The sequence below is a fragment of the Amycolatopsis pigmentata genome, from assembly GCF_042684065.1.
Lineage (GTDB): Bacteria > Actinomycetota > Actinomycetes > Mycobacteriales > Pseudonocardiaceae > Amycolatopsis_E > Amycolatopsis_E pigmentata.
In genome coordinates, this window is record NZ_JBHUKR010000015.1 from 132,865 (window position 1) to 156,540 (window position 23,676).

Sequence of the window (23,676 nt, forward strand, 5' to 3'; positions counted from 1 at the left end):
CTAGTTTCGGTAGACCTGGTCCCACAGGATGCCGGAGTAGATCGTCAGCGGCGGGATCTTGGTGGTCAGTCCGGGTCCGTACACGCCCTTGACGGCGAGGTCGGCCGGTGCGAAAGCGATACCGAAAGGCGCGTATGCCTTCTCGCTGATGTACCGGCCGGCCTGCGCGTAGAGCGCGTCCCGCTGCGCCGGGTCCGTCGTCGCCTTCCCCTGATACAGCAGGTCGTCCAGATGAGGGTCGGCCACACCGCTGTAGGCCGAGGTCGAGGAGAAGCGGAAACTCACCCCGGAACCGGCGGCCGGGTCCCACGAACCCGCGGTCTGCAGCATGACCTGCCAGGTGCCGGAGTTGTACTGCTGCACGAGCCCGTTCAGCTGAGAGGCCTGCAGGTCGACGGTCATCCCCGCGGCCCGCCACTGGCTCTGGAGCGCGGTCGCCACCTGCTGGGCGAGCGAGGTGTTCAAGGTGCCCAGCTTGATGGTCAGCCCGTTGAGCTGGCCGATGATCTGCCTGGCGCGGGCCAGGTCGAAGTTCCGGTAGCCGGGCACCGTCGGGTGATGGAACAGACCGCCGGGCCCGGTGAACATCTGGCTCACCGGGTACCTGTTCGTGAACACGCCGCGGGCGATGGCGCCGAAGTCGGTCGCGTAGTAGATCGCCTCCCGCGCCAGTTGGTCGCTGAACGGCGCGGTCCTGGTGTTGAGCTGGACCACGTAGGGCGAGGTCGGCGGCTGGACGGTGGTGGTGAGCCCGGGGTCGGCCTGCGCCTGGTCCAGTACCGGCACCGTGGTCAGCCCTTCGTAGGCCTGCGCCTGCCCGGCGCGCAACGCCTGATAGGCGGACTGATCGCCGTCGACGGCCTTGAAGTCCAGCCGATCGAGATAGGGCAGCCCCTCCTTGAAGTAGAAGGGGTTCCGTAGGAGCACGAGTTCGGAGCTGAGCTTGTCGGAGAAGACCTTGAACGGCCCCGCGCCGACCGGGGTCACCTTGAACGCGTCCGGCCCCAGCCGCCGCAGGGCCGCCGGCGAGGCGATCCAGTTGACGTTGGTGTTGGGGAACTCGTCGATGATCGAGGCGTAGGGCTGGTTGAACTTCAGGAGCACGCTGTTGCCCTGGACGGTGATGCCGTCGGAGGCCAGCGGCCATTTCGGCGCGCAACTGCACGGCGTGGCGAGATCGCGCCTGAAGTTGAAGGCGACCGCCTCGGCGTCCAGCGGCGTGCCGTCCGAAAACTTGACCCCGTTGCGGATGGTTATTTTCACCGTTCGACTGTTATCGAGGAATTGGTAACTCTCCGCCTGGTTGGGCACCACCCTCGCGTCGCTGCCGTCATCCTTCGCGGTCATCGTGAACAGTCCACCGAAAATGGCGCTGTATTGCGATATGTTGGCGCTGTTGTTGGTGTTGGTCGCCGGGTCGAGACCGGCCGGCCAGCTCCCCGCGTAGGACGAGCCTTCCAGCACCGTGACTTCGCCACCCCGGGTGTGCGGTGCCACGGCCAGGCCACTTCCGCTGGAGGCACTGGTGTCGCTGCACGCGGCAAGGGCGAGGACAGCCACCGGGGCGAAAACCGATCGGCGCATCGACTTGTGCACGACACTGACTCCGTCCAGCCCACGTTGGTCAGGGGCAACCCAGAGTCGCGAATCGTACACAATTCACGCAGTGGGTATTTCGCGACACGGAAACAACATTGCGGTCGAAGCGGTCAGCGGATCGCGTCGCTCGGGCCAGCACGCCTACATCATCCGTCTCACCCGCTCCGAGCACTTGGGGAAAGATTCGCCGTGGCGGCCCGGAATCCCTTGTGCGGGCGAGTTCACCTGGGGAGACTGTTACGCGCCCGGCGAGATGTTGATGTTGATTGACGTGAACAGGGGTCAGTGTTGACCGAACGGTTGGCCATCGCCACAACGACAGACGGATCCTCGGCACTCGCGAACACCGCCCTCTACGAACCCGCGCCTCCCCCACCGCGGGAAGGGGGTCTGGAGGCTTGCCCCCAGCAGGGGCGTGGGGGCCCGGCCCCCACGGAGCACAGGCGGGCGGCCGAGGAAGCCGGGCCCCGGATGACGGCGGCGACCCGGTTACTCGCCGTGCTCGACGCGTTCGGCCCGCGCCACCGGCACCTGTCGTTGAGCGAAATCGCCCGCCGCGCCGGGCTGACCCTGCCGACCGCGCACCGGCTGACGCGTGAACTGGTCACCTGGGGCGGTTTGGAGCGCGACGCCGACGGGCGGTACTCGGTCGGGCTGCGGTTGCTCGAACTTTCCGCGCTCGCCCCACGCGGCCTGCAACTGCGAGAGGCCGCGTTCCCCTTCCTCGATGAACTTCACCGGATCACCCGCGGCAACGTGCACCTCGGCGTGCGTGACGGCCTGGAAGTGGTTTACGTGGAAACCCTGCGGGCGCGTGCCGAGTACGCGGTCTCCAGCCGGGTCGGTGACCGGTGGCCGATGCACGCCACGGGAACCGGACTGGTGCTGCTCGCCTACGCGGACCCGGAACTCCAGGACGAGGTGCTGAGGTCGCCGCTGGAGCGGTTCACGACCCTGACCCTGACCGATCCGATGGAGTTGCGCCGGCGACTGGCGCGGATCCGCCAGAGCGGCGTCGCGGTGGCACGAGGGCAGATCACGGTGGAAAACCTGGTCGTCGCCGTGCCCGTGCTGGGACCGGACGGCGACGTGATCGCCGCGATGAGCGTGGTGATCCAGACCGCCCGGGCGAAACCGATGCAGCTGGCCAGGATCCTCGCCCGGACGTCCCAGTCGCTTTCCGGCCGGCTCGCGGCTCGCGCGGGATAAGGCCACCGCCTGCGCCCTCACCGATGCCGGGCGTGCCCGGGCGGGGACAAACCGTCCGGCTGCCGGACCCATGTCCGGACAGCAATCCCGAAACCGTCTAGCCTGCTCGTATGCGCCGAGACGGCAATCCCGAGTTCATCGAAGCCCTGGCCCGCGGGCTGGACGTGCTGCGCTGCTTTCCACCGGGGCGCCCGGCCATGACGCTGAGCGAGGTCGCGACCGCCACCGGACTGGCCCGGCCGACCGCCCGCCGGATCCTGATCACGCTGGAACAACTCGGTTACGTCCGTGGCGACAACGGCGGCTTCTCGCTCACCCCGCGCGTGCTGGAACTCGGCATGGCCTATGTCGGTTCGATGAACCTGTGGGAACTGGCTCACCCGCACCTGCGGGACCTCGTGACACGCACCGGCGAATCATGCTCGATCGCGCAGCTCGACGGCTCCGACATCGTCTACGTCGCCCGCGTCGCGGTGCCCAAGCTGGTCACCCTCGCGGTGACCATCGGAACGCGCTTTCCCGCGCTGCAGACCTCGCTCGGCAAGGTGCTGCTGGCCGCGCTGAGCCCGGACGAACTCGACCGCGTGCTCGCGCACCCCAGCCGGTCGGGCATCCCGGCGCGCTGGGAGCCCGGCCGTGACGAGATCGACGCGATCCTGCGTGAGGTGCGGGCCCAGGGCTGGGCCGCCACCGATCAGCAACTCGCCCTCGGCATCCGCTCGGTCGCCGCGCCGATCCGCGACGGGGACGGGAAAGTCGTGGCCGCGGTCAACGTCAACGCGCACGCCGCCGAGACCTCGATGGAAACCCTCATGACCCGCCACCTGCCCATGCTCCTGCACACCGCCGGAGCGATCAGCGCGGACTGGGACGCCTGGTACTCACGCCCGCTGGAGACCGTACCCGTGGTCTCCTGAAGCCCCTACGTGGCGATGTCCGGGTAAGGCAGGGAAAAGTGCGCGAGCCGCCGGGCGTACTCGGTCTGGAATCCCAGCGGTTCGTAGTCCCGCTCGAACATGGCGATGAACAGCGTCAGAGTGAGGAACGGATGCGCGCCCAGTTCGAACAGTTTCGGGTAGTCGTGCGTGGCGAGCGCCTCGCGTTCGACGTCTTCGAACCGCAGCCAGGTGGACGCTTCACCGCTGTGGCAGTTGAGGATGGCGTTCGCGCGTTCGGCCTCCCACCACGCCACGGTGCCGGCCGGATCCTCGCGGTACCGCTCGACCAGTTCGGGGTCGCGGTCGACCGTGTAGAGGAACTTGTTCAGCAGATACTTGCTCATGAATTCCCGCCGTCCGGATACCAGGTGAAGTAGGCCTCCATCGTGTGGAAGAGGTCGTAGGTGTCGACGTAGTCGGCTTTCTGACCCGCCCCCGCGACGCCCATCATCAGCATGAAGTCCATGAACCCGTGGGTGGCGTTTCCGGGCAGATGCAGGCTTTCCAGACTGACCTCGCCCAGGCACTTTTCGATGTCACCGCCGGAGATCCACTCGACCGCCTTCCGGTCGAACTCCGGATCCGGCCCGTGCGGCCCGAACTGCCGCGGTCCGCCCAGTTCCAGCGACAGGTGCCCGGTACCGATCACCGCGACCCGCTGGTCCGACGGCCACGACTCGACGAGTTCGCGGATCGTCCGTCCTAATTGGACGAACCGCTTCGGCTGCGGCAGCGGCGGAGCGAAGATGTTGGTGTAGACCGGCACGATCGGCAGGTCGTTTTCCGGGCGCAGCGTGATGATCGGGCAGGTGATCGAGTGGTCGATGCGCAGTTCGTTGGAGAAGGCCAGGTCGAATCCGGCGTCCAGGCCTTCGCGGAGCAGATAGCCGGACAGGTCTTCCTGTCCCTTCATCAGCATCCGGGGCAGCCCGAACTCGCGTTCCTCGTTGTAGTAGTTCGCGTCGTAGAAGGGTGCCTTCCCGATCAGGAACTGCGGCATGTTGTCCAACCAGAGCTGGTGGAAGTGGTCGGAACCGACCATCACCAGCACGTCGGGACGGGCGCGCGTCAGCGTCTCACGGAACGCCTCGACCTTGCGCACCCACTCGTCGGCGAAGGGCGGGCGGTCCTCGCCGGTCGCGGTGCTGGCCCGGTAATAGAACGGATGGTGGGTGGACGCGATCACCGCGACCAGCTCAGCCATGTCGACCTCCGTCGGATTGGTCATAGGGATCGGGCGCGACGGACCGGTTGTTCAGGTCCACCGACAGGAAGATGTCGTTGCCCACCGGGTGCCGCAGTTCCTCGGCGAGCTGACCGATCAGCCCGGCCGTCCGGGCCAGCAATGCGAAGCCACGCAACAGTTCCAGCGGCAGGCCGAGGTCGGCCAGTGCCGCGCCGCACACGCCGGCGCCGTTGAGCGGAAGCGTTTTCCCCAGCACTTCCGGATGCACCCGCCCGATCGCTTCGAACAACGAAAGGTGCGGGCCGAACAGGTTCTCCTCGCGGGCGATGCGGAACAGCCGTGGCGTGCGCGGATCGCCTTCCTTGTGCACGTGGTGGCCCAGGCCCGGCACGAACTTCCGGGCTTCCCGCGCCGATCGCACCGTCTCCAGCGCCAGCGCGTCCCACCCGGCGTCGTCCGCGGGCAGCTCTCCGTCCACAGTAGACAGGACGTCGTGCAGGAACCGGCCGCAGTCCTCGGTCACGCCGAGAAACCGCGAGCCACCGCCGAGCAAACCGGCGGCCAACGCGCCCTGGATCGAGTCCGGCGCCGAAAGATAGGTCAGCCGCGTGACGATCGCGGTCGGGGTGAACCCGTGGTCGGCCAGCGCGGCGAGCACCGCCTCGAACACGCGCGTCTCCCCCGGCGTGGGACGCCGTTGCGTGGCGAGCCAGAAAGCCAGCTCACCGAAGGAAACCTGGCCCATCACGTCCTCGGCGAGATCCTGCCCGAGCAAGGTGATGCTCTTCAGCGACGAAGCCCCGAGCGCCGTCGGATACTCACGATCAGGCATCGCCGTCCTCCTCACTCAGCCACTCGCGGAGCTCTTTTCCGTGCTCGTCGAGTTTCGGGGGCGGCAGCCGGTAGCTCGCCGGGGTCGCGGAGAACCGGATGGGGTGCCGGGTGGTGGGCACCGCGTCATCGCCTTCGCCCACCACGACGACCGGGTCCAGTTCCATCCGCTCCGCCATCGCGAACCCGCCGTCGATGGTGTTGATCGGCCCGCACGGCACGCCCGCGTCGACCAGCAGATCGAACCATTCCAGCGCGCCGCGCCGGGTGAGCCGCTCGGTGAGGATCGGCCGCAGCTCGTCCCGGTTCTCGGTGCGGTCCGCGTTGCGGGCGAACCGGGGATCGTCGGCGATCTCCGGGATGCCCAGCACTTCGCACAGCTTGCGGAACTGGCCGTCGTTGGCGGCGGTCACGATCAGGTCGTTGTCCGCGGTGGGCAACGGTTCGTAGGGGAAGACGCTGGGGTGGGCGTTGCCCATCCGGTAGGGCACGGTGTCGCCCGCGACGTAGGCGGAACTGTGGTTGACCAGGCCGGTCAGCGCCGAGGACAACAGGTTCACCTCGACGTGCTGCCCTTCACCCGTGGCGTCCCGGTGCCGCAGCGCGGCGAGGATGCCGATCACCGCGTGGTTTCCGGCCATCACGTCGAACACCGAGATGCCGGCCCGGTACGGCGGGCCCGCGGGATCCCCGGTCAGGCTCATCAATCCCGAAATCGCCTGCACCATCAGGTCGTAGCCGGGCACATGAGCGCCCGCGCCCGAGCCGAACCCGGTGATCGAGGAGTAGATGATGCCGGGATTCGCCGCGCGGACGGACTCGAAGTCCAGGCCGTACTTGTCCATCCCGCCGGGCTTGAAGTTCTCGATCAGGACGTCGGCGCGGCGAGCGAGTTCCCGTGCCAGCGCGACATCGCCCTCTTCCCGCAGATCCAGCGCTATCGACCGCTTGCCACGGTTCACGCCCAGGTAATAGGTGGACACCCCGTCCCGCACCGGGGGCATCCAGGTGCGCGTGTCGTCGCCGCGCGGTCCCTCCACCTTGACCACCTCGGCGCCCATGTCCGCGAGGAGCATCGTCGCGTAGGGGCCGGCGAGGATCCGGGAGAAGTCCGCCACCAGCAGTCCGGCGAGCGGCCCCGAAGCGCCTTGTCCGTCCTGGCCGGCATTCTCGCTCATCCAGCTTCTCCTTGTCTGCCGCGAAGCCGCCACGAACCGTGCGATCCGCTGTGCGGACGTTCGTCCGTACAGCGATTATCGCACGGTCAGACGGCCGCGCCCCTGGTCGCGGGTGAGACCATGCGCACTAGCGGCCACGGGTGGAGGCACTGTGGTACTCGGTGTAGGTGTAGGGGTTGTCGAGGATCTTGGTCGCGGGGATGTCCGGGTTCATGCCCTTCTGCCAAGCCTCGTCGCCCATCTCCGACCGCAGGTACTCCACCGTGCGCTCGACTTCGCCCCGGATCGCGGCCAGATCCACGTCGAGCAGCCGGTGCTCGTGCTTGACCACGCGCCCGTTGACCAGAACCGTGTGCACGTCGCCGCGCTGCGCCTGGAACGCCACGTGGCCATAGGGATTGAGCACCGGGAACGAGACCGGTGAATGCTCGTTCTTGATCAGCACGAGGTCGGCCTTCTTGCCGGTTTCGATGCTGCCGAGATCGTGCTCACGCCCGATCGCGTGCGCGCCGCCACGGGTCGCCCACTCGACCACCTGGTCCGCGCGCAGCGAACAGTGCGTGACCGTGTCGTTCTTGGCGTGTGCTTCGAGATGCTCACGGGAACGGTCGGCGCCCAGCGTCGTGCGCATGGCCGAAAACAGGTCGCCGCTCCACCAGACGCTCGTGTCCATCGACAGCGACACCGGGATCTTGTGGGCGCGGATGGCCCAGGTGGGCGGGTAGCCCTGGCCCGCGCTCTGCTCGCTTTCCGTGGACACCGAGATCGAACCGCCGGTCGCCGCGATGCGGTGGTAGGAGTCGGCCGACAGCGACGCGGCGTGGACGTACACCGTTTCCGGCCCCATGAAGCCGTTTTCGTACATCAGCTTGATACCGTCGTCGTTGGTGGCGCCCCAGACACCGGCGTGCGTGGTGACGGGGACACCCAGTTCGCGCGCCACCTCGAAGGCCGGCTTCTCCGGGAACGCCGGGTCGCCGGTGACGTCGAAGGCGATCTGGAAACCGAGCATGTCGTCGCCGGTGATGCGGCGGCGCACGAAGTCACGGAACTCCGGCGCGGCGGTCCATTCGGCCGGCGACTGGTGGATGTTGCCGTAGGCGAAGACGAACCGGCCCGGCACCGACTCGAGGGCGTCGACCGCCGCGTCGGCGTGGTCGACCGTGCGCAGTCCGTGGGACCAGTCGACGACCGTGGTCACCCCGGCGTCGATGGCCTCGACCGCCGCCAGCCGGTTGCCGGCGTGCACGTCTTCGGGCCGGAACAGCTTCCCGCTTTCCAGGTAGTACCAGACGAAGTACTGGGTGAGCGTCCAGTCCGCGCCGTAGCCGCGCATCGCGGTCTGCCACATGTGCCGGTGCGTGTCGATCATGCCCGGCATCACGATGCCGTCGGTCGCGTCGATCTCCACGGCTCCGTCGGGCACGGACAGGCCCGGACCGACCGCCGCGATCCGGTCGTCCACCACCAGCACGTCGGTACCGGTGAGAACCTGGTGCCCGGAGTCCATCGGCAGCACCGTGCCGTTCCTGAGCACCACCGGCCGCCCCGCTTCGAATGCGGGCCGTGCGTTCATCATCGAACTCCCCTCACGTTCACGGGGTGACCGGGCGCGCACGGACAAGCGTCCGGTGAACGGTCACGTGTGATCGCTACTCTGACCTCGCCGGACACTCTTGTCAAGCAGGTCACCGGCATTTCCGGACACCTGTCCGAAGGTGTCCGGCCTCGAGATCCGGCCCTCGGCGACTCTGCTCCCGCGCGGAGGTCTGGACGGCCCGGATCAGCGGAACGATGACCTTCGACCCGCACCCTCGGGCCATCCCGGCGTCCTCGGCCGACGTGGTCCGCGCTGCGCCGTCTTCGGCGGCGCGCTTGCGTCCGCTACGCTCACGCGAACGCGTTGCCGGTAATCCGGCCGACGCTGCACAGCACGATGAAGGAGCTGGCGCGCGAGGAGTTCTCCACGTGGCTCACCGAGACGGTCGGCACGCACCACGCCCGTTTGACCGGGGCGGCCGGCGATGAGCCGGTTCCTGGTGGTCGTGCCGCCCTCGGCCGGACACATCGCGCCGATCGCCGGCGTGGCCGCGAAGCTGGCCGAGCGCGGGCACCAGGTGGCCTGGGCGGGTGCGGAGCAGGTCGTCGCGCCGATCGCCCGTGGCGCAAGGATCTTCGACTGTGCCGTGCCTCCGCCGTACGAGCCGCCAGAGACCATTCACGGGTTCGCGGCCCTGCGGTTTCTCTGGGAGAACACACTGGTGCCGCTGGCCACGGCGATGGAGCCCGGGGTGCGCGCGGCCGCCGAAAAGTTCCGGCCCGACCTCGTCGTCGCCGACCAGCACGCGCTCGCGGGTGCGCTGGTCGCCAACCGGCTCGGGCTGCGCTGGGTGACCTCGGCGAGCACGTCCTCGGAGTTCGCTTCTTCCCCGGCCCGGATGCCCAAGGCGGACCGGTGGTTGCGGGCGCTGACCCGTGACCTCCAGCAACGATTCGGTGACCCGAGGTCCGGTGAGGACCCGCGCTTCTCCCGGGAGCTCGTGCTCGCGTTCACCACCCGCGAACTGGCCGGTTCGGGCGCCGGGGCCCAGGTGCGGTTCTTCGGGCCCGTCATCGACGAGTCGAACGCCGGCACGGAGTTCCCGTGGGCGGCGCTCGATCCCTCGCGCCGGCTCCTGGTGGTCATCCTGAACACCGACACTCCCCGGCGGTTCACCGCCGAATGCGCGAGCGCCCTGCTCTCCCGATCGCACCGGATCCAGACCGTCGTGGTGGACCCGGCGGAGTCCGTGCCCGAGTTCGACGGCCTGGTCGTGCGCCGCGCGGTACCGCTGGGCGCGTTGCTCGAACGGGCGAGCGCCGTCGTCTGCCACGCCGCGCACGACACTGTTTCGGAGGCGCTCTACCACGGTGTGCCGCTCGTCCTCGCACCGGTCCGGGACGACCAGCCGATCGTGGCCGACCAGGTCGTGCGAGCCGGTGCCGGCATCAGGCTCCGCTCCTCGACCTCGACGGCCATGCAGATCGGCGCCGCGGTCGACGCCATCCTCGACGAACCGGCCTTCCGTGACGGCGCCGCCCTGATCGGCAAGTCCCTGCGGGGCGCGGGCGGCCCTGCCGCCGCCGCGGACGCTCTGGAAGCACTCGTCACGGAAAACGCCGAGGAGGAAACCGAAGAGCAGGAAGCGGGAACCAAGAAGCCTGACAAGGAAACAGAGAAACCTGACAAGGGAACCGAAGAGCCTGACAAAGAAACCAAGGAACCTGACAAGGAAGCGGAAGCCCCTGTCGTCGCACCGGAAAACCCTGCGAAGCCGGCAAACGGCTCCGACGAGGAAACGAAGGACTCCCGCGAGGAAACGGTCTCGTCAGGTGACAAGCCGGGCGCGCCCTGAATACCCTCGCCACACCGGCATGGCCACGTTTGCGTTCGGCAGGCCTTGCTCGCCGGAGTCGGCCCAGTCGATCACGACCCAAGACCGCCCCGTCACCCCGCAAGCTCCCGACGAGACATGCTGTTGGGGTGCTTCGACGCTCCACCAAGACCCACATCTCGTCGGGCACCAACCGTTGCGACAACGAGTCGATCACGGCCCAAACATCTCATGTCCCCGTTCAAGATCCACACGAGACACTTGCCAATCTGTTGGTCAAGCGGTTGCTGGTATTGAGGGTGCTGGCTGGTAGCAGCGTTTGTCTCGGAGGAGAAATCCGTCGCGTCCATCCATCCCCACAGACGACCTCGCCGACGTCCTCCTACACAGCGATCTGCTCGCACATCCCCATCAGCGGCCGAGTCGTCACGGGCGCCGGACGGCCAAGTGTCTCCAGCCACCAACGGCAACGCTCTAACAGCCACATCCGGCGCCCAGGGCCAGCCGAACCCTACGAGAGGCCCACACCAACCACGTCAGAAGGTAGGACGCTCTTACTCTTCTAGATCGGGGGCTGCATCATGGCTGCCGAGCTCGGGCGGCGGTTCTGCGCCGCTATCCCGGTTATCGGGCGCACCGTTGCTCTCTGACGCGTCAGCTGTCGTCGGACCGTCCACTGTGGATCGATGATTGCCGGGTTCCGGTGGGCGCGGTTCCTCGGGTGGACGGGGGTCGTGGAGTGGCGGGACGTCAGTGGTGTGGCGGTCGCCTGTCGGCGTGGTCACGGTCAGGCGGCCGGTGGTCTTGTCGAGGTGGAATCGCCACCCTGGCCGGTCTTTGAGTCGATGATGGCGACGACACAAGGCGATGAGATTCTCGTCCGCTGTCTCACCAAGATCGGCGAGCCACTGTTCGCCGTGGTCGATGTCGCTGGCCTGCGCGGGCCGATGACAATGCGGGAACCGACACTCCCTGTCCCGCACCTGGATCAGGCGGGCGAGATCTCTCGGTGGCCGGTAGGCGTTGCGCCCCACGGACACCACCTGCCCGGTGTCGGGGTCGATGATCACCCGGCGGATGGTGCTGTTGTCGCCGTAGGCGATCCTGCGGGCCAGCCACGCCGGAATCACCCCGTGCCCGGCCAGGTTCCCGGGCTCGTCGTGGAGACCGAGCCAGGTCATAAAATCGAGGTAGACGAACACTTCCGCACGCGGGCCCACCCGGACACCGTGATCATCGGTGAGCAGCAGGTCGGAGTACACCTCGGCCCGGTGCTGATCGAGGGTTTTGGTTTTGTCCCGGCGGCGTCGGCGACGGGCCTCGATATCGATACGCCGATAAGCGGCGGCACCCTCCTCGGCCGGGAGATCCCCGCACAACCGGACCATCCCCTCATCCATCGGGATCAACTCGACCCGCCGCTGCGCGCGGCGGGCACGACACCGCTGCGCGTAACCCTCGGGATCGACCTTGATCACCGCCAGATTCACAGACCTACGTAGACCACCCGGGTCCTTGCCGGACAAGCGGGTGGCCATGATGGCGTCGACCTCCCGCGCCTGCTCATCGGTCAGGACCGCGGTCGGCTCATGGATCTTCGAGGCCTTGAAACCATCCAGTTCGCCACGCCGCATCGCCTCCAGCGTGCGCGGCAACCGCGTCGTCAACGCCTCCGCCAAACCGACCTGGCTTTCCGCCGCGCTCCTGCTGATCGCAAGCGCGAGCGCCAGCTCCTGCGGAACAGTCGCGCGTTCCTCGGCAGCACGGGTGAAACGGGCCAGCACCTCGAAATACCGGGCCTGTATCCGATTCACCAACCCCTGCGCCGCCTGCAACTCACGCCGCATCCCCTCCAGACTCACCGGAAAGTCCGGAAACTCCGGCAAATCCGGGAAACCAGGGAGGGTGGGAAGGTCGGGTGCGCTCATGGGGCCATTTTATCGAACGTTTGAACGTGATCTCCTAGGTAAAGACCCAGTTCACCGGAAAGTGTTAAAACAAACAGGCGTCACCACAAGAACACCCACCACAAGACCCACGTGCTCGCCCACCAAAGAGTGAAACGATGAAGCGACCACGCATCCAAGCCCGAGCCCGCCCCCCGGCGGCAAAGCCGCGATCCCGCACCACCCCTGCGCACACCGACGAGCTCAGCTCAGGGTGTGGTCGGTGGTGGCGACGACGCGCTTTCGCACGAGGTTTTTGACCTCCGCCCGGCTACGGCCGAGTTCGGCGAGCACGGAGGCGGTGTGCTCGCCGAGCGCGGGCACGCCGTTCATCGCCGCCGTGGTGTCGGCGAAGGTCGCCGGTGGGAGCAGCGCCGCGATTTTCCCGGCAGGCGTGTCGACCTCCCGCCATCGGTCGCGCTCGGCGAGTTGCGGGTGCGCGGCCAACTCTCGCACCGAGTTCAGTTTGGCCGAGGCGATGCCCGCGGCGTCCAGGCTGCGGACCAGTTCCGCCGCGGTGAAGGTCTTCGTCCCTTCCGCGACGACCGCGTCCACCTTGGCACGGTTGCGGCAGCGTGCCCGGTTCGTCGCGAAGTCCGGATGCCGCGCCAGATCCGGTTTCCCGATCACCTCGGTGACCAACCGCGTCCAGCCGCGGTCGTTCTGGATCCCGATCAGCACCTGGCCGCCGTCGGCGGTCGGGTAGGCGTCGTAGGGCACGATCACCGGATGCGCCAGTCCGGTGCGGGGCGGCTGTTCTCCCGTGTGCGACGCGAGATACAGCGGATGGCCCATCCATTCGGCGACCGCGTCCAGCATCGAAACTTCGACGTGCGCGCCCTCGCCGGTACGCGCGTGTCGGAACAGCGCGGCGAGCACGGCCGAGTAGGCATACATGCCCGCGGCGATGTCCGCCACCGGAATGCCCGCCTTGGCGGGCTTTTCCGGGGTCCCGGTGATCGACACGAGCCCGGATTCCGCCTGCACCAACAGGTCGTAGGCGCGACGGTCGCGATAGGGCCCCGAGGGCCCGTAGCCGGACATGTCGACGACGATCAGCGCCGGCCGTCGTGCCCGGAGCGTCCCGGCATCCAGGCCGAGCCGTGCGGCGGCGCCGGGAGCGAGGTTCTGCAGGAACACGTCGGCCGTGGCGATGAGTTCGCGCAGCACGGCCAGCCCTTCCGGGTTCTTCACGTCGAGCGCGACGGATTCCTTTCCCCGGTTGAGCCACACGAAGTGCGAACCCATCCCCCGCACCGCGTCGTCGTAGTCGCGCGCGAAGTCTCCCCCGTCCACTCGCTCGACCTTGATCACACGCGCGCCGAGATCGGCGAGATGCCGTGTGGCCAGCGGCGCCGCCACGGCCTGCTCCAGCGCGACGACCGTGACGCCCTCCAACGGCATCATCGGGCGCTCCGCAGCGACTGCCTTGCCCTACGGTGCCGTTCGTGACCAATCCGACGGCAGCCACGGCGGAAACGGTTCTGAACCTCGCTGGTGCCCTCGTAAATGCGGAACGGCCCCTCGATGCCGTAGCCGAAGAGCCCCATGTCGGCGGCCTGGCGCCGGAGGTCCGCGGGAATCTCGTCGCGCCCTTCGATCTCGTCCTCGCGCGGCACGACGTCCTTGCGCACCAGATCCCGCACCGCGCCCAGCACGGCTCGGAACTCCTCCGCTTCCAAGGCGCCTCCCGGGTTCGCCGCCACCGACTCCGGTCAGCGTAATCGGCAACCCGTCAACGGTCCCCTCGTGCGCCGCCAGGCAGGGGAGGAAGGTGGGTCTACGGATGAACCGTAGTAACGCCACCTTCCTCCCGAACCGCGATCGATAGAGGAGGTTCAGATCCGGCGCCCACGAGAGGAGCGGGCGGCACCCGGTTCACGAGTTGTAGGGGACGCCGAGCAGTTCCAGTCCGCGCAAGGCGGCCTCGATCTCGAAGCGCGCGTCCGGGTTGCGCAGTTCCTCGCCGAAGGCGTTCTCGATCTGGCGCATCCGGTACCGCACGGTCCGCGGGTGCACGTTGAGCTTCGACGCCGTCTCCTGCACGTTGCCCTGGGCCCGCAGCCACGCGTACAACGTGCCTGCCAAGCGCGAACGCTGTTTCGACGGGAACTGCGTCAGCGGCGCGAGCCTGCGCTTGGTGACCTGCCGCAGCAGCGGCGTGTCGGTGAGCAGCCACAGGGTCGCCCAGTGCTCGGAGCACACGGTCATCGGCACGTCGGGCAGCACGCCCTCGCCGACCAGCCGCAACGCCTGACGGGCCCACCGCAGCGAAGCCGCCGCCTCGGTCACCGGCACCGTCGGGCCGATCACCAGCCGCGCGCCGCGGAACGCGACGGACAACCGCTGCAACCGGTCCGAGGTGACCGGGCCGGGCAGCAGGAGGCAAGGCTCCGAATCCCGCAGATCGGCCAGCACATCGGTGCCCAGCGCGAGATCCAGGTGCGCCTGGCTGCCTGCCTCGATGTCCAAGGCGACCATCGCGCAATGCTCGGGAACGGTCCAGCCCGCGCTGCGGGCGAGGTCGTTGATCACCGAGCGCGAAACGGCGGGGCGCTTCAGGAGCATCTGCAGCAGCCTGCGCCGCAACCCGCGGCCGGCGTCGGCCACCCGGTCCTGCACCTGCCGGTAGCCCTGGACCGACAGCGCGGTCATCTCGTCGAGGAAGACGAACAACCGCTCGGCCATCCACGACACGTCGACCGCGGGCAGCCCGCGCTGACGCTCCACGCGCGAGATGCGCCGCCACGCGATCCGGCCTCCGATGCGGAAAGCCGCGTGCAGCGCGTCCAGCGTGCGGCCGGCGTGGCCTTCGGCCCGGCCGATCGCGCGGAACATCTTCTCCGCGTCTCCCCGGGGCATCTCGGGGTACTCGACCAGGTCCACGAAAAGTTTGACTACGTACTCGACTCGTTGCCGGAGTACCGCTCCCTGCGCCTGATCGAGAAGTCGCCCGTACTCGGGCAAGGCGCGCCGGATCTCGCGCACCAGCTCATCGACCACACTCGGGATCTCGGGACGCAGCATCGCCGCGAGACGGTGCCTCCGTGCCCCGATCCCCGGCAGTCGTTCTTCCTCCAAGACTGCCTTCCCTGTGTACATCGCGACCTCCTGAAACCACTGAGCAGCAACTGTGGAGGTCACATCCTGTGCTCGATCGGGGGCTCCATGCATCGGTGAAATCGCCAGTCCCTTCCATAATCGTTACCGGGGCGCAACACTTAGGCCCATGCTCCGCGGCCGCGACAGCGAACTCGCCATGCTCGACCGACTCCTAGAAGACGCCCGAAAGGGCCGAGGGGGTGCAGTCGAGTTGGCGGGAAACACCGGCATGGGCCGGACCACCACCCTCGCCGCCGTCCGCGCAAGAGCATCAGGTTTCCTGATACTGCAGGTAGAGGGCGTGGAGACCGAAAACGGCCTTCCGCTTGCCGGTCTGCACCAGCTGTTGCGGACACTTCTTCCGGATCGTGAAATTTCCACCCTGTTCGGCTCCGGCAACACCTTCACTGCCTACTCTGAGGTGACCGGCGTGCTCGCCAACGCGGCCCGCGAGCGCCCGGTGCTGTGCAGCGTGGACAACTTCGATCTGCTCGATCCCGTGTCGCGGGCGGGTCTGGTCTTCGCCGCCCGGCGGCTGACCACCGAACCGGTGGTGCTGCTGCTGGCGTGCCACCCCGACCTGTCCACCGGTCTGCGCCGGCTTCCGCTCGGCCCACTGGACGACGTGGCGGCGCACCGGCTCCTCGCCGACCAGGTGCCCGGTGGCCTGCCCGAAGACCTGGCGGCCGAGCTGGTTTCGCTCGGCTGCGGGAATCCGCTGGCGCTGACCGAGCTGGCATCGGCGCTTACTCCGTCCCAGCTCGCGGGTACCGTGCCCGCGCCGGTGGCCCTACCGGCGGAAAGCCGTCTCCGTGCGCATTACCGCCATCGGTACGAAGCGCTCTCTCCCGGCGCACGGCGGCTGGTACTGATGGCCGTGACCGGTGATTGGCTTGGTCTGGACACGTTGGTTTCCGCCGCCGCCGAAGCCGGGATCGACCTGCGGGCGCTCGACGAGGCCACCGGCTCCGGGTTGCTCCACGTCCGCGGTGAGAAAGTCGGCGTGCCCACGCGGCTGATCCGCTCGTGCCTCTACACCGACGCGCCGCTCACCGAGCGGCGGACCATCCACCTGCTGCTGGCCAGTGTTCTGGACCACGAACAGCGGCACCTCGACGCCCTGCTGCACCGTGCCGCGACGATCTCGAAACCGGACGAACGGCTCGCCGGCGAACTCGACGCGGCCGCGGCCGCGGCACGCAAGGCCAAGGACTACGAGTCCTCGTCACGAGCCTATGAACTGGCCGCCGAGCTCACGCCCGATCGGGACGCGAGGGCGCTGCGCCTGCTCACCGCCGCCCGTGACTGCTGGCTCGCGGGACACACCTATCGCAGCCGGTCGTTGCTTCGGCGGCTCCGGCCGATCCTGTCCGACGACGCCGTGCGCGGTATGGCCGACCTGCTCGAGGGTGAGATCGAGCTCCGTGACGGGGTGCCGGATGTCGGCCACCGGAACCTGCTCGATGCGGCCGAACTGCTGGCCGGGCGGCACGTTCCGCTGGCGGCGTCGGCCTTGATGCGCGCGGCCGAAGCGAGCGTCGGCGCCGGTCACTACCACGACTACTTCGACACCGGGAAACGCGTGAGCGCGCTGGTCGGGACCGGAGCGCCGCCGTTGCTCCAGCTCATGGTCGACCATTACGCGGGGATCGGCGCGGCGATCCAGGGCCGGTACGCCGAGGCGAAGGAACCGCTGCACCGGGTGGTCGAGCTGGCCTCGTCGCAACCCGGGTGCGCGCCGAAGATCTGGGGCTGCATGGCCGCGCTGGCGCTCGGAGACGACACGCTCGCACACACGATGGGCACCCACGCGGTCAACGCGGCACGCGCCGAAGGGACACCGGCGAACATGCCGCGCGCGCTGGAGTTCGCCGCCCATGCCGCGCTCCGGCTGGACAACTTCTCCGCCGCCGTCAACAGCGCGGTGGAAGGCCTCCGGTTGGCGGAGGCGGCGGGCCAGCACGTCGCCGTCGTCAACCTGCGCTGCGTACTGGCGCTCGTCGCGGGGTTCCGGGGCGACAAGGAAACGGCGCAGAAGGAGCTGGACAGGGCGGCCGAGCACGCCACCGCGCGGGGGCTCGCCTGGCCCATGGCGCTGGGATCGTGGGCGATGGCCTGCATCGACCTCGCCGAGGACCGGGCGGCCGAGGCGTTGAGCAGGCTGAGCCCCCTCCTGGCGACCGACCGCCGGGACGGTGGCAGCCCGTTCGCCCGCGTGACCGCGATCCCCCATTTCGTCGAGGCCGCGGTGAAGGCCGACGAGCGCGAGACCGCGCGGGAAGCGGTCGACAGGCTCGACAGCTGGGCCCGGCACACCGGCAACCCCGGGCACATGGCGGTGGCCATGCGCTGCCGGGCCCTGCTGCTCGACGGCGACGAAGCCGACGAACTCTTCCGCAAGGCGCTGCGGCTGCACCCGCCCGGCGGCAGACCGTTCGAGCGCGCGAAGACCGAGCTCTTCTTCGGGGAACGGTTGCGGCGCGGCCGCAAACCACGGGCGGCCCGGGATTACCTGCGTAACGCGCGGCAGACGTTCCAGCGCTACGAAGCGGTGTACTGGGCCGAACGCGCGGGAGGCGAACTGCGCGCCGCGGGTGAATCGGTGACGCCCTCGGGCAAGCCGGGCATGACCGAACTCACCCCCCAGCAGACGCAGATCGCACGGCTGGTCGCCGAGGGGGCGACGAACCGGGAAATCGCGGCGCAGCTCTTCGTCAGCCCGCGCACCGTCGACCATCACCTGCGCAACATCTTCACCAAGCTCGGCATCCGCTCCCGCGTCGAACTGACCGCCTTCTTCCGATGAGTTCCGGTGTCGCGCCGGGTCTACCTTCGCGACAACCGGCGAAGAAGGGACCCCTCATGCAGAAGATCGTCACCTTCCTGTGGTTCGACGACCAGGCGGAAGCGGCGGCGGAGTTCTACACCTCCGTCTTTCCCAACTCCAAGATCACCGACGTCCAGCGCTACGGCGAGGCGGGCCCCGGAACGGCCGGCTCGGTGATGGTCGTGACCTTCGAACTCGACGGCCAGGAGTACATGGCGCTCAACGGTGGCCCGCAGTTCACCTTCTCCGAAGCGATCTCGCTCTACGTCCGGTGCGAGACCCAGGAAGAGGTCGACGAACTGTGGGAGAAGCTCTCCGAGGGCGGCGAAAAGGGGCCGTGCGGGTGGCTGAAGGACAAGTTCGGACTGTCCTGGCAGATCGTGCCGAACGCGATGATGGACCTGATCGGCAGTTCGGACACCCGCAAGGCCCAGGGCGCCATGAAGGCGATGCTGGGGATGACGAAACTGGACGTCGCGGAACTCCGTCGCGCCTACGACCAGGCCTGATCCCCAGCCGTGCGCGGGCGGCTCAATGCGAAACGGTGGCCACGAGGGCGTGCAGTTCCGCGATCGTCAGCCGGTGCTGGCCGCTGACCTGCGGGACCGCCGCTTCTCCCACGGCAGGCACCTCGCCGAGGGTGCCGGTGCCCTCCTTGGCATCGAGGCCCAGCATGTCGAGCAGTTCGGCCAGATCGGCGGCGTCCCGCGCGGCGGAGGCGACGACGCGGACGGCACGGGATCGCTGCACGGGGGTCGGGGTGGCGCTCGGATACGTCTCGACGAAGGAGGTCATGAAGCTAATCTGCCCTGCGGAGGGCCCCCGGCCGCAGGGCCGGAGGCCTTCACCCTGAGGGACTTTGGTGACGAACCGATGCCCCGGAGTGTGGTGCGAATGGGTACTTTCGACAGGTCTGTTCCATGTCGAGGAATCCGGAGGGTCGGATGACGGTGGTCGTCGTGATGGGTGTGGCCGGTTCGGGCAAGACGACGGTGGGGCAGGCCCTCGCCGCCGAGTTCGGTGTCGAATACGCCGAGGCGGACGTGTTCCACCCCGAGGCGAACATCCGCAAGATGTCCTCCGGTGTCCCGCTCACCGACGCCGACCGCGAGCCGTGGCTGCACACCATCGCCGGCTGGATCCGCGCACACCAGCACACCGGCGGCGTGGTGTCCTCGTCCGCGCTCAAACGCCGGTACCGGGACATCCTGCGCACCGGCGGGAACGTGTGGTTCCTGCATCTCGCCGGGCCGAAGGAGGTCCTCGCGGAGCGGATGCGCACGCGCCAGGGCCATTTCATGCCGGTGTCGCTGCTGGACTCGCAGTACGCCGATCTCGAACCGCTGGGCGCGGACGAACCGGGCTGGACCGCCGATGTCCGCGACACGCTGGCGCAGATCGTCCACGACGCGGTCAAGGAGTTCGCCGCACGCGATCAGCGCGCGCCGAACTCATGACCTGCCCGCATTTACCAATCCGACCAAAAGTAGGCGGAGACGGACCGCAGCCAATCTGGCTGTATAGACCCGTTTCCGCCGTGGCTGTGGCCGGATTGGTAACGATCGGCACAGTATCAGGCTGAAGAACGCGCGATGAGCACCGGGCAGTCGGCGTGGTGGATCACCGCGTGGCTCGTCGACCCCAGCAGGAGACCCGTGAACCCGCCCCGCCCGCGACTGCCGACCACCACGAGCTGGGCACGGCCGCTCCAGTCCAGCAGTCCCTTGCGGGGGTCTTCGCGCGTGGTGACCTCCTGGACCGTCACTTCCGGATATTTTTCCCGCCACGGGGCCAAGACCGCGTCCAGGGAAACACGCTCCCGGCCCTCATCGGCATGCAGAGCGACCAAGGAGACGCCTCGCAGGGCGGCCTCCTCGAAGGCGAGCCCGGTCGCGGCGACGGAACCCTGACCGCCGTCGACACCGACGACGACGGGATCATCGGCGGAGATCAGCCTGCCGTCGCGGCCCCGGACCACGACGATCGGGCAGTGCCCGTGCGCGGCCAGCGAGGCCCCCGTCGAGCCCATGACGAGTTCGCCGAGGACGCTTCGCGCGGTGAAGCCGACCACGACCATCGTGGCCGAACCCGATTCCGAGATCAGCAACGGCACCGCCGAGTCCAAAAAGGACTCGGTGTACAGCTCGGCGTCCGGGTCGGCCCGTTCGGCGATCTCCGCCGCTTCGGCCAGCCAGTCGCGGGACTGCTTTTCCTTGTCCGCCAACCAGTCCTGGGGTGGCGCGGTTTCGTTGTAGAAGGCGGCCGGAATGCCGTAGCCGTGGACGAGCAACAGCGGCGAGTGCCGCCTCGCGGCCTCCTTCGCGGCCCACCACACCGCCCTCCGCGCGCCCGGGCTCCCATCGATGCCGACAACGATCGGATGGTTGTTCATAGTGGTCTCCCTGAACTCACCCGGGCCCGGCCGACCTCGGCGGCGGCACGCCGGAGCAGTAGACGGCGCTCGGCGGAAGCGATCGCCGTACGAGCGGCCGGAAGGGTCTCCGGGTCCACCGACACCGCGGTGACGCCGGATTCGACCAGGCGCGCCGCGAGATCCGGATCGCCGGAAAGCGCACGCCCATGGGCCAGGCAGGCGATCCCGAGACGGGCCGCTTCACCGGCGATGGCGCGGATCGCGTCGAGCACGGCCGGGTCGGTGGGATCGAAGGCCTCGGCACACTGTTCGGCGTCCTTGCCCGCGCCGAGCATGAGCTCGGTCAGTTCGTCGACGCCGACGGCCACACCGTCGATGCCGAGTTTTCCGTAGTAGGGCAGCCAGTACACCGCCGACGGCACCTCGGCGGCGACCCACCGGCGCAGCCCGCGTTGCCGGCCGAGCGCGCTGGTGCTCACCAGACGCAGGCACTCCTGCAGCTCCCAGCGGGTGCGCACGAACGGGATGAGCAGGTGCAGGTTCGGCGTCCGGTCCCGCACCCGTGCCAGCGCGTCCAGTTCCAGGCCGAACAGCGCCGGTTGCCGGACGTGGCGGTAGCAGCCGCGATAGCCGATCTCGGGGTCGCTCTCCGCGGGCTCGGCCGCCCCACCGCCCGCCAGCGCCTTGAACTCGTCGGTGCGCAGGGCGCTCGCCCGGTAGATCACCGGCCGGGGCGCGAAGGCCGAGGTGACCTCCAGCATCGCCGTGGCCAGATCGTCCACAAAGGACTTCTGCTCACCATGTACCATGACTTCGTGGGGATGGCGTCCGGCCAGCGCCCGCAGGACCAGCGCGTCACCGCGCAGCGGCGCCACTCCGTCGACCGGACGGACGGCCGCCTGCCGCGCCGGAAAAGAACCGGGCAGATCCAGGTACAACCGGGTCGCGACGGACTCGAAAACCGGTGCCGGGGGCCGCTTGTGCCGCGGCTCGCCGCTCACCCGCGCCGGGCGCCACGGACGGACCTCGCCCGCCACACCGTCCACGGTGACCGGCATACCGTCGGCGAGCACGCGGGTGGCGTTCCCGGTGCCGACCACGCAGGGGACGCCGAACTCGCGCGCCACGATCGCCGCGTGGCAGGTCATCCCGCCGCTGCCGGTGACCACGGCGGCGGCACGGCGGATCGCCGGCGCCCAGTCAGGGTCGCTCATCGGGGCGACGAGCACCTCACCGGGCAGGAGCGCCGCTTCCTGCTCAGGCACAACCAGCACACGGGCCGCTCCGCTGGCCACACCGGGTGCCGCGCCGAGCCCCGACACCAGCGGTGTGTCCTTTGTGGACAAAACCGGGGTGGTGACCGGCCTGGTCTGCACCAGCCAGATGACGCCACGGGTGTCGATCGTCCACTCGATGTCCTGCGGACGGCCGAAATGGTCCTCCACCCGTGATGCCAGCCGCACCAGTTCGAGCAGGCTCGCCTCGTCGAGCACGCGCCGGTGCGCGACCCGGGCGGAGAGGACCGTCAGGTCCTCCTTGGCCACCACATAGGTGTCGACCTCCACCGTGCCGCCCGAGATCGGCTCGCCCTCGCCGTAGGCGGCCTCCACCACGGCGATCGAGGAGTCGCCGGTGCGGGGATCGGCGGTGAAGGTCACGCCCGCGCGCTGGGCGCCGACCGTGCGCTGCACCACGACGGCCATCACCGGCTCACCGGTGAGCCCTCGCTTCGCGCGGTAGGCGACCAGTCGTGGCGAGAACAGCGAAGCCCAGCAGGCGGAAATCCGTTCCAGCACCGCGTGTTCGCCCCACACGCGGGGATAGCTGTCGGTCATCCCGGCGAAGGAGGACTCGTCGCCGTCCTCACCGATCGCCGACGCGCGGACCGCCACCGCCGCTCCGGTGCCGAGCCGGCGGTACGCGGCCACGATTTCTTCGCTCACCTCCGGCGTCAGCACGGCCTCGCGGGTGAGCGTGCGCATGCGCTCGCACTGCGCGGCCAGCTTCCCCTCGTGCGGTTCCGTGGCCGTCGCGAGCGCTTCGGTGTGCAGCGCCGCCAGTTCCTCCAGGATCCCGTCCAGTTCCATCGTCGCGCGGTAAGCGGACGAAAGGACGACGAACCCGTCCGGTACCGGGAAGCCCGCGCCGGAAAGCTCACCGAGATTCGCGCCCTTGCCGCCCGCGACACCCGCGTCCGAGACCCGGATGTCGCCGAGCGGCCTGACGAAAACCATCAGGAGCCCCGGGTGATGAGCACCGGGCACTCCGCGTGGTGGATGAGCGCCTGGCTGGTCGACCCGAGCAGCAGGCCACGGAACCCGCCACGGCCGCGGCACCCCACGACCACGAGCGCGGCGCGCTTGCTCCACTCCAGCAACTGGTGACGAGGCCGGTCGTTCAGGACCACGCGCTGAACCACCACGTCGGGATACTTCTCCTGCCATCCCGCGAGCGCCTCGGCGAGCACGCGCTGCTCCTCTTCCCCGAGTCCTTCACCACCGGCGAGGTACCGGGTGCTGCCGAAGGCGCTGTCGTAGTCCAAATCCGACCACACGTGCAGCGCGACCAGCGGGACCTCGCGCTGGGCGGCCGCGTCGAACGCGGCTTCGATCGCCGGCTCCCCCGCCTGGCTGCCGTCGATGCCGACCACCACCGGCCCGGTGTGCTCCTGGCCGCGGATCACCGCGACCGGGCAGTGTGCGTGGGTGCTCACCGCGACAGTCGTGGATCCGACCAGCATCCCGGTGAAACCACCGCGGCCGGTCGAGCCGAGCACGATCATCCTCGCGGTGCGGGAAAGCTCCACCAGATGCGGGATGGGGGCCAGGCACGGCATGTCCCCGGTCACCGGCAGGTCCGGTTCCGTCTGACGGGCCGCCTCCACGGCCTGGTCCAGAACGCGTTCCGCTTCCTGCTTGAGCACGTCGAAAGCGCTGGCGGGCAAGGGAAGCCCACCGCCGTAGTATCCGCCCGTCACGCCCCAGACGTGCACGACACGCAGGCCGAGCCCGCGCCGCTTCGCCTCGGCGGCCGCCCAGCGCGCCGCGTTCAGTGCGGACTCCGACCCGTCGACACCGACGACGATCACGTTCGTGGTGGCCATGAAAATCCT

General features: G+C 68.8%; 20 protein-coding genes. 6 read left to right on the forward strand and 14 right to left on the reverse strand.

Features of this window, described 5'->3' with window-relative positions; all coding sequences use genetic code 11:
• On the reverse strand, positions 1–1,596 hold the full coding sequence (locus ACFSXZ_RS26420; RefSeq protein ID WP_378267894.1) for an ABC transporter substrate-binding protein: 1,596 nt from the start codon (positions 1,594–1,596) through the stop codon (positions 1–3).
• Between the two features lie 474 nt (positions 1,597–2,070).
• Here ACFSXZ_RS26420 and ACFSXZ_RS26425 point away from each other — a divergent pair, with 474 nt between their 5' ends.
• Both ACFSXZ_RS26425 and ACFSXZ_RS26430 read left to right on the forward strand, forming a co-directional pair.
• Positions 2,071–2,808: an IclR family transcriptional regulator gene (locus ACFSXZ_RS26425; protein WP_378267895.1), complete on the forward strand. Its 738-nt coding sequence runs from the start codon at positions 2,071–2,073 to the stop codon at positions 2,806–2,808.
• A 110-nt stretch (positions 2,809–2,918) separates the two neighbouring features.
• Entirely contained in the window at positions 2,919–3,725 is an 807-nt protein-coding gene (locus tag ACFSXZ_RS26430) for an IclR family transcriptional regulator domain-containing protein (RefSeq protein WP_378267896.1), read from the forward strand.
• A 5-nt stretch (positions 3,726–3,730) separates the two neighbouring features.
• Here the strand turns inward: ACFSXZ_RS26430 and ACFSXZ_RS26435 are convergent, their stop codons facing one another.
• The 5 genes from ACFSXZ_RS26435 to ACFSXZ_RS26455 form a co-directional block, all read right to left on the reverse strand.
• A complete protein-coding gene (locus ACFSXZ_RS26435; RefSeq protein ID WP_378267897.1) occupies positions 3,731–4,090 on the reverse strand; it encodes a hypothetical protein in 360 nt (119 codons plus the stop codon).
• Positions 4,087–4,950 carry a DODA-type extradiol aromatic ring-opening family dioxygenase gene (locus tag ACFSXZ_RS26440; protein WP_378267898.1) on the reverse strand — a complete coding sequence of 288 codons (864 nt, stop codon included), beginning with the start codon at positions 4,948–4,950 and terminating at the stop codon, positions 4,087–4,089. Before ACFSXZ_RS26440 ends, ACFSXZ_RS26435 begins: the two co-directional genes overlap by 4 nt.
• Complete coding sequence (locus ACFSXZ_RS26445) at positions 4,943–5,764, reverse strand: citryl-CoA lyase (RefSeq protein WP_378267899.1); 822 nt, start codon at positions 5,762–5,764, stop codon at positions 4,943–4,945. The genes ACFSXZ_RS26440 and ACFSXZ_RS26445 overlap by 8 nt, the downstream gene beginning before the upstream one ends.
• A complete protein-coding gene (locus ACFSXZ_RS26450; RefSeq protein WP_378267900.1) occupies positions 5,757–6,941 on the reverse strand; it encodes a CaiB/BaiF CoA transferase family protein in 1,185 nt (394 codons plus the stop codon). The genes ACFSXZ_RS26445 and ACFSXZ_RS26450 overlap by 8 nt, the downstream gene beginning before the upstream one ends.
• 127 nt (positions 6,942–7,068) lie before the next feature.
• A complete protein-coding gene (locus ACFSXZ_RS26455) occupies positions 7,069–8,520 on the reverse strand; it encodes an amidohydrolase family protein (protein ID WP_378267901.1) in 1,452 nt (483 codons plus the stop codon).
• A gap of 445 nt (positions 8,521–8,965) precedes the next feature.
• On the opposite strand from ACFSXZ_RS26455, the gene ACFSXZ_RS26460 reads away from it, so the two are divergent.
• Positions 8,966–10,336 carry a glycosyltransferase gene (locus tag ACFSXZ_RS26460; protein ID WP_378267902.1) on the forward strand — a complete coding sequence of 457 codons (1,371 nt, stop codon included), beginning with the start codon at positions 8,966–8,968 and terminating at the stop codon, positions 10,334–10,336.
• Between the two features lie 533 nt (positions 10,337–10,869).
• Here the strand turns inward: ACFSXZ_RS26460 and ACFSXZ_RS26465 are convergent.
• From ACFSXZ_RS26465 to ACFSXZ_RS26480, 4 genes are all read right to left on the reverse strand, one after another.
• Entirely contained in the window at positions 10,870–12,243 is a 1,374-nt protein-coding gene (locus ACFSXZ_RS26465) for an HNH endonuclease signature motif containing protein (RefSeq protein WP_378267903.1), read from the reverse strand.
• 222 nt (positions 12,244–12,465) lie between these two features.
• Positions 12,466–13,668: a CaiB/BaiF CoA transferase family protein gene (locus ACFSXZ_RS26470; RefSeq protein WP_378267904.1), complete on the reverse strand. Its 1,203-nt coding sequence runs from the start codon at positions 13,666–13,668 to the stop codon at positions 12,466–12,468.
• A complete protein-coding gene (locus tag ACFSXZ_RS26475; RefSeq protein ID WP_378267905.1) occupies positions 13,665–13,943 on the reverse strand; it encodes an acyl-CoA dehydrogenase family protein in 279 nt (92 codons plus the stop codon). The genes ACFSXZ_RS26470 and ACFSXZ_RS26475 overlap by 4 nt, the downstream gene beginning before the upstream one ends.
• A gap of 196 nt (positions 13,944–14,139) precedes the next feature.
• A complete protein-coding gene (locus ACFSXZ_RS26480; protein WP_378267906.1) occupies positions 14,140–15,342 on the reverse strand; it encodes a PucR family transcriptional regulator in 1,203 nt (400 codons plus the stop codon).
• A gap of 148 nt (positions 15,343–15,490) precedes the next feature.
• On the opposite strand from ACFSXZ_RS26480, the gene ACFSXZ_RS26485 reads away from it, so the two are divergent.
• Together ACFSXZ_RS26485 and ACFSXZ_RS26490 are read left to right on the forward strand one after the other, a co-directional pair.
• Positions 15,491–18,169 carry a helix-turn-helix transcriptional regulator gene (locus tag ACFSXZ_RS26485; protein WP_378267907.1) on the forward strand — a complete coding sequence of 893 codons (2,679 nt, stop codon included), beginning with the start codon at positions 15,491–15,493 and terminating at the stop codon, positions 18,167–18,169.
• A 56-nt stretch (positions 18,170–18,225) separates the two neighbouring features.
• A complete protein-coding gene (locus ACFSXZ_RS26490; RefSeq protein ID WP_378267908.1) occupies positions 18,226–18,699 on the forward strand; it encodes a VOC family protein in 474 nt (157 codons plus the stop codon).
• 22 nt (positions 18,700–18,721) lie between these two features.
• On the opposite strand, the gene ACFSXZ_RS26495 is transcribed toward ACFSXZ_RS26490, so the two are convergent.
• Positions 18,722–18,985 (reverse strand): hypothetical protein, encoded by a 264-nt coding sequence (locus ACFSXZ_RS26495; protein WP_378267909.1) that lies wholly within the window; start codon positions 18,983–18,985, stop codon positions 18,722–18,724.
• Between the two features lie 149 nt (positions 18,986–19,134).
• Here ACFSXZ_RS26495 and ACFSXZ_RS26500 point away from each other — a divergent pair, with 149 nt between their 5' ends.
• Positions 19,135–19,647 carry a gluconokinase gene (locus tag ACFSXZ_RS26500; RefSeq protein WP_378267910.1) on the forward strand — a complete coding sequence of 171 codons (513 nt, stop codon included), beginning with the start codon at positions 19,135–19,137 and terminating at the stop codon, positions 19,645–19,647.
• Positions 19,648–19,763: 116 nt separating this feature from the next.
• Here the strand turns inward: ACFSXZ_RS26500 and ACFSXZ_RS26505 are convergent, their stop codons facing one another.
• Genes ACFSXZ_RS26505 through ACFSXZ_RS26515 form a run of 3 tightly spaced genes read right to left on the reverse strand, consistent with a single transcriptional unit; the run spans position 19,764 to position 23,667 of the window.
• Positions 19,764–20,582: a universal stress protein gene (locus ACFSXZ_RS26505; RefSeq protein ID WP_378267911.1), complete on the reverse strand. Its 819-nt coding sequence runs from the start codon at positions 20,580–20,582 to the stop codon at positions 19,764–19,766.
• Positions 20,579–22,798: a PEP/pyruvate-binding domain-containing protein gene (locus ACFSXZ_RS26510; protein WP_378267912.1), complete on the reverse strand. Its 2,220-nt coding sequence runs from the start codon at positions 22,796–22,798 to the stop codon at positions 20,579–20,581. Before ACFSXZ_RS26510 ends, ACFSXZ_RS26505 begins: the two co-directional genes overlap by 4 nt.
• On the reverse strand, positions 22,798–23,667 hold the full coding sequence (locus tag ACFSXZ_RS26515; RefSeq protein WP_378267913.1) for a universal stress protein: 870 nt from the start codon (positions 23,665–23,667) through the stop codon (positions 22,798–22,800). The genes ACFSXZ_RS26510 and ACFSXZ_RS26515 overlap by 1 nt, the downstream gene beginning before the upstream one ends.
• Positions 23,668–23,676 lie beyond the last annotated feature (9 nt).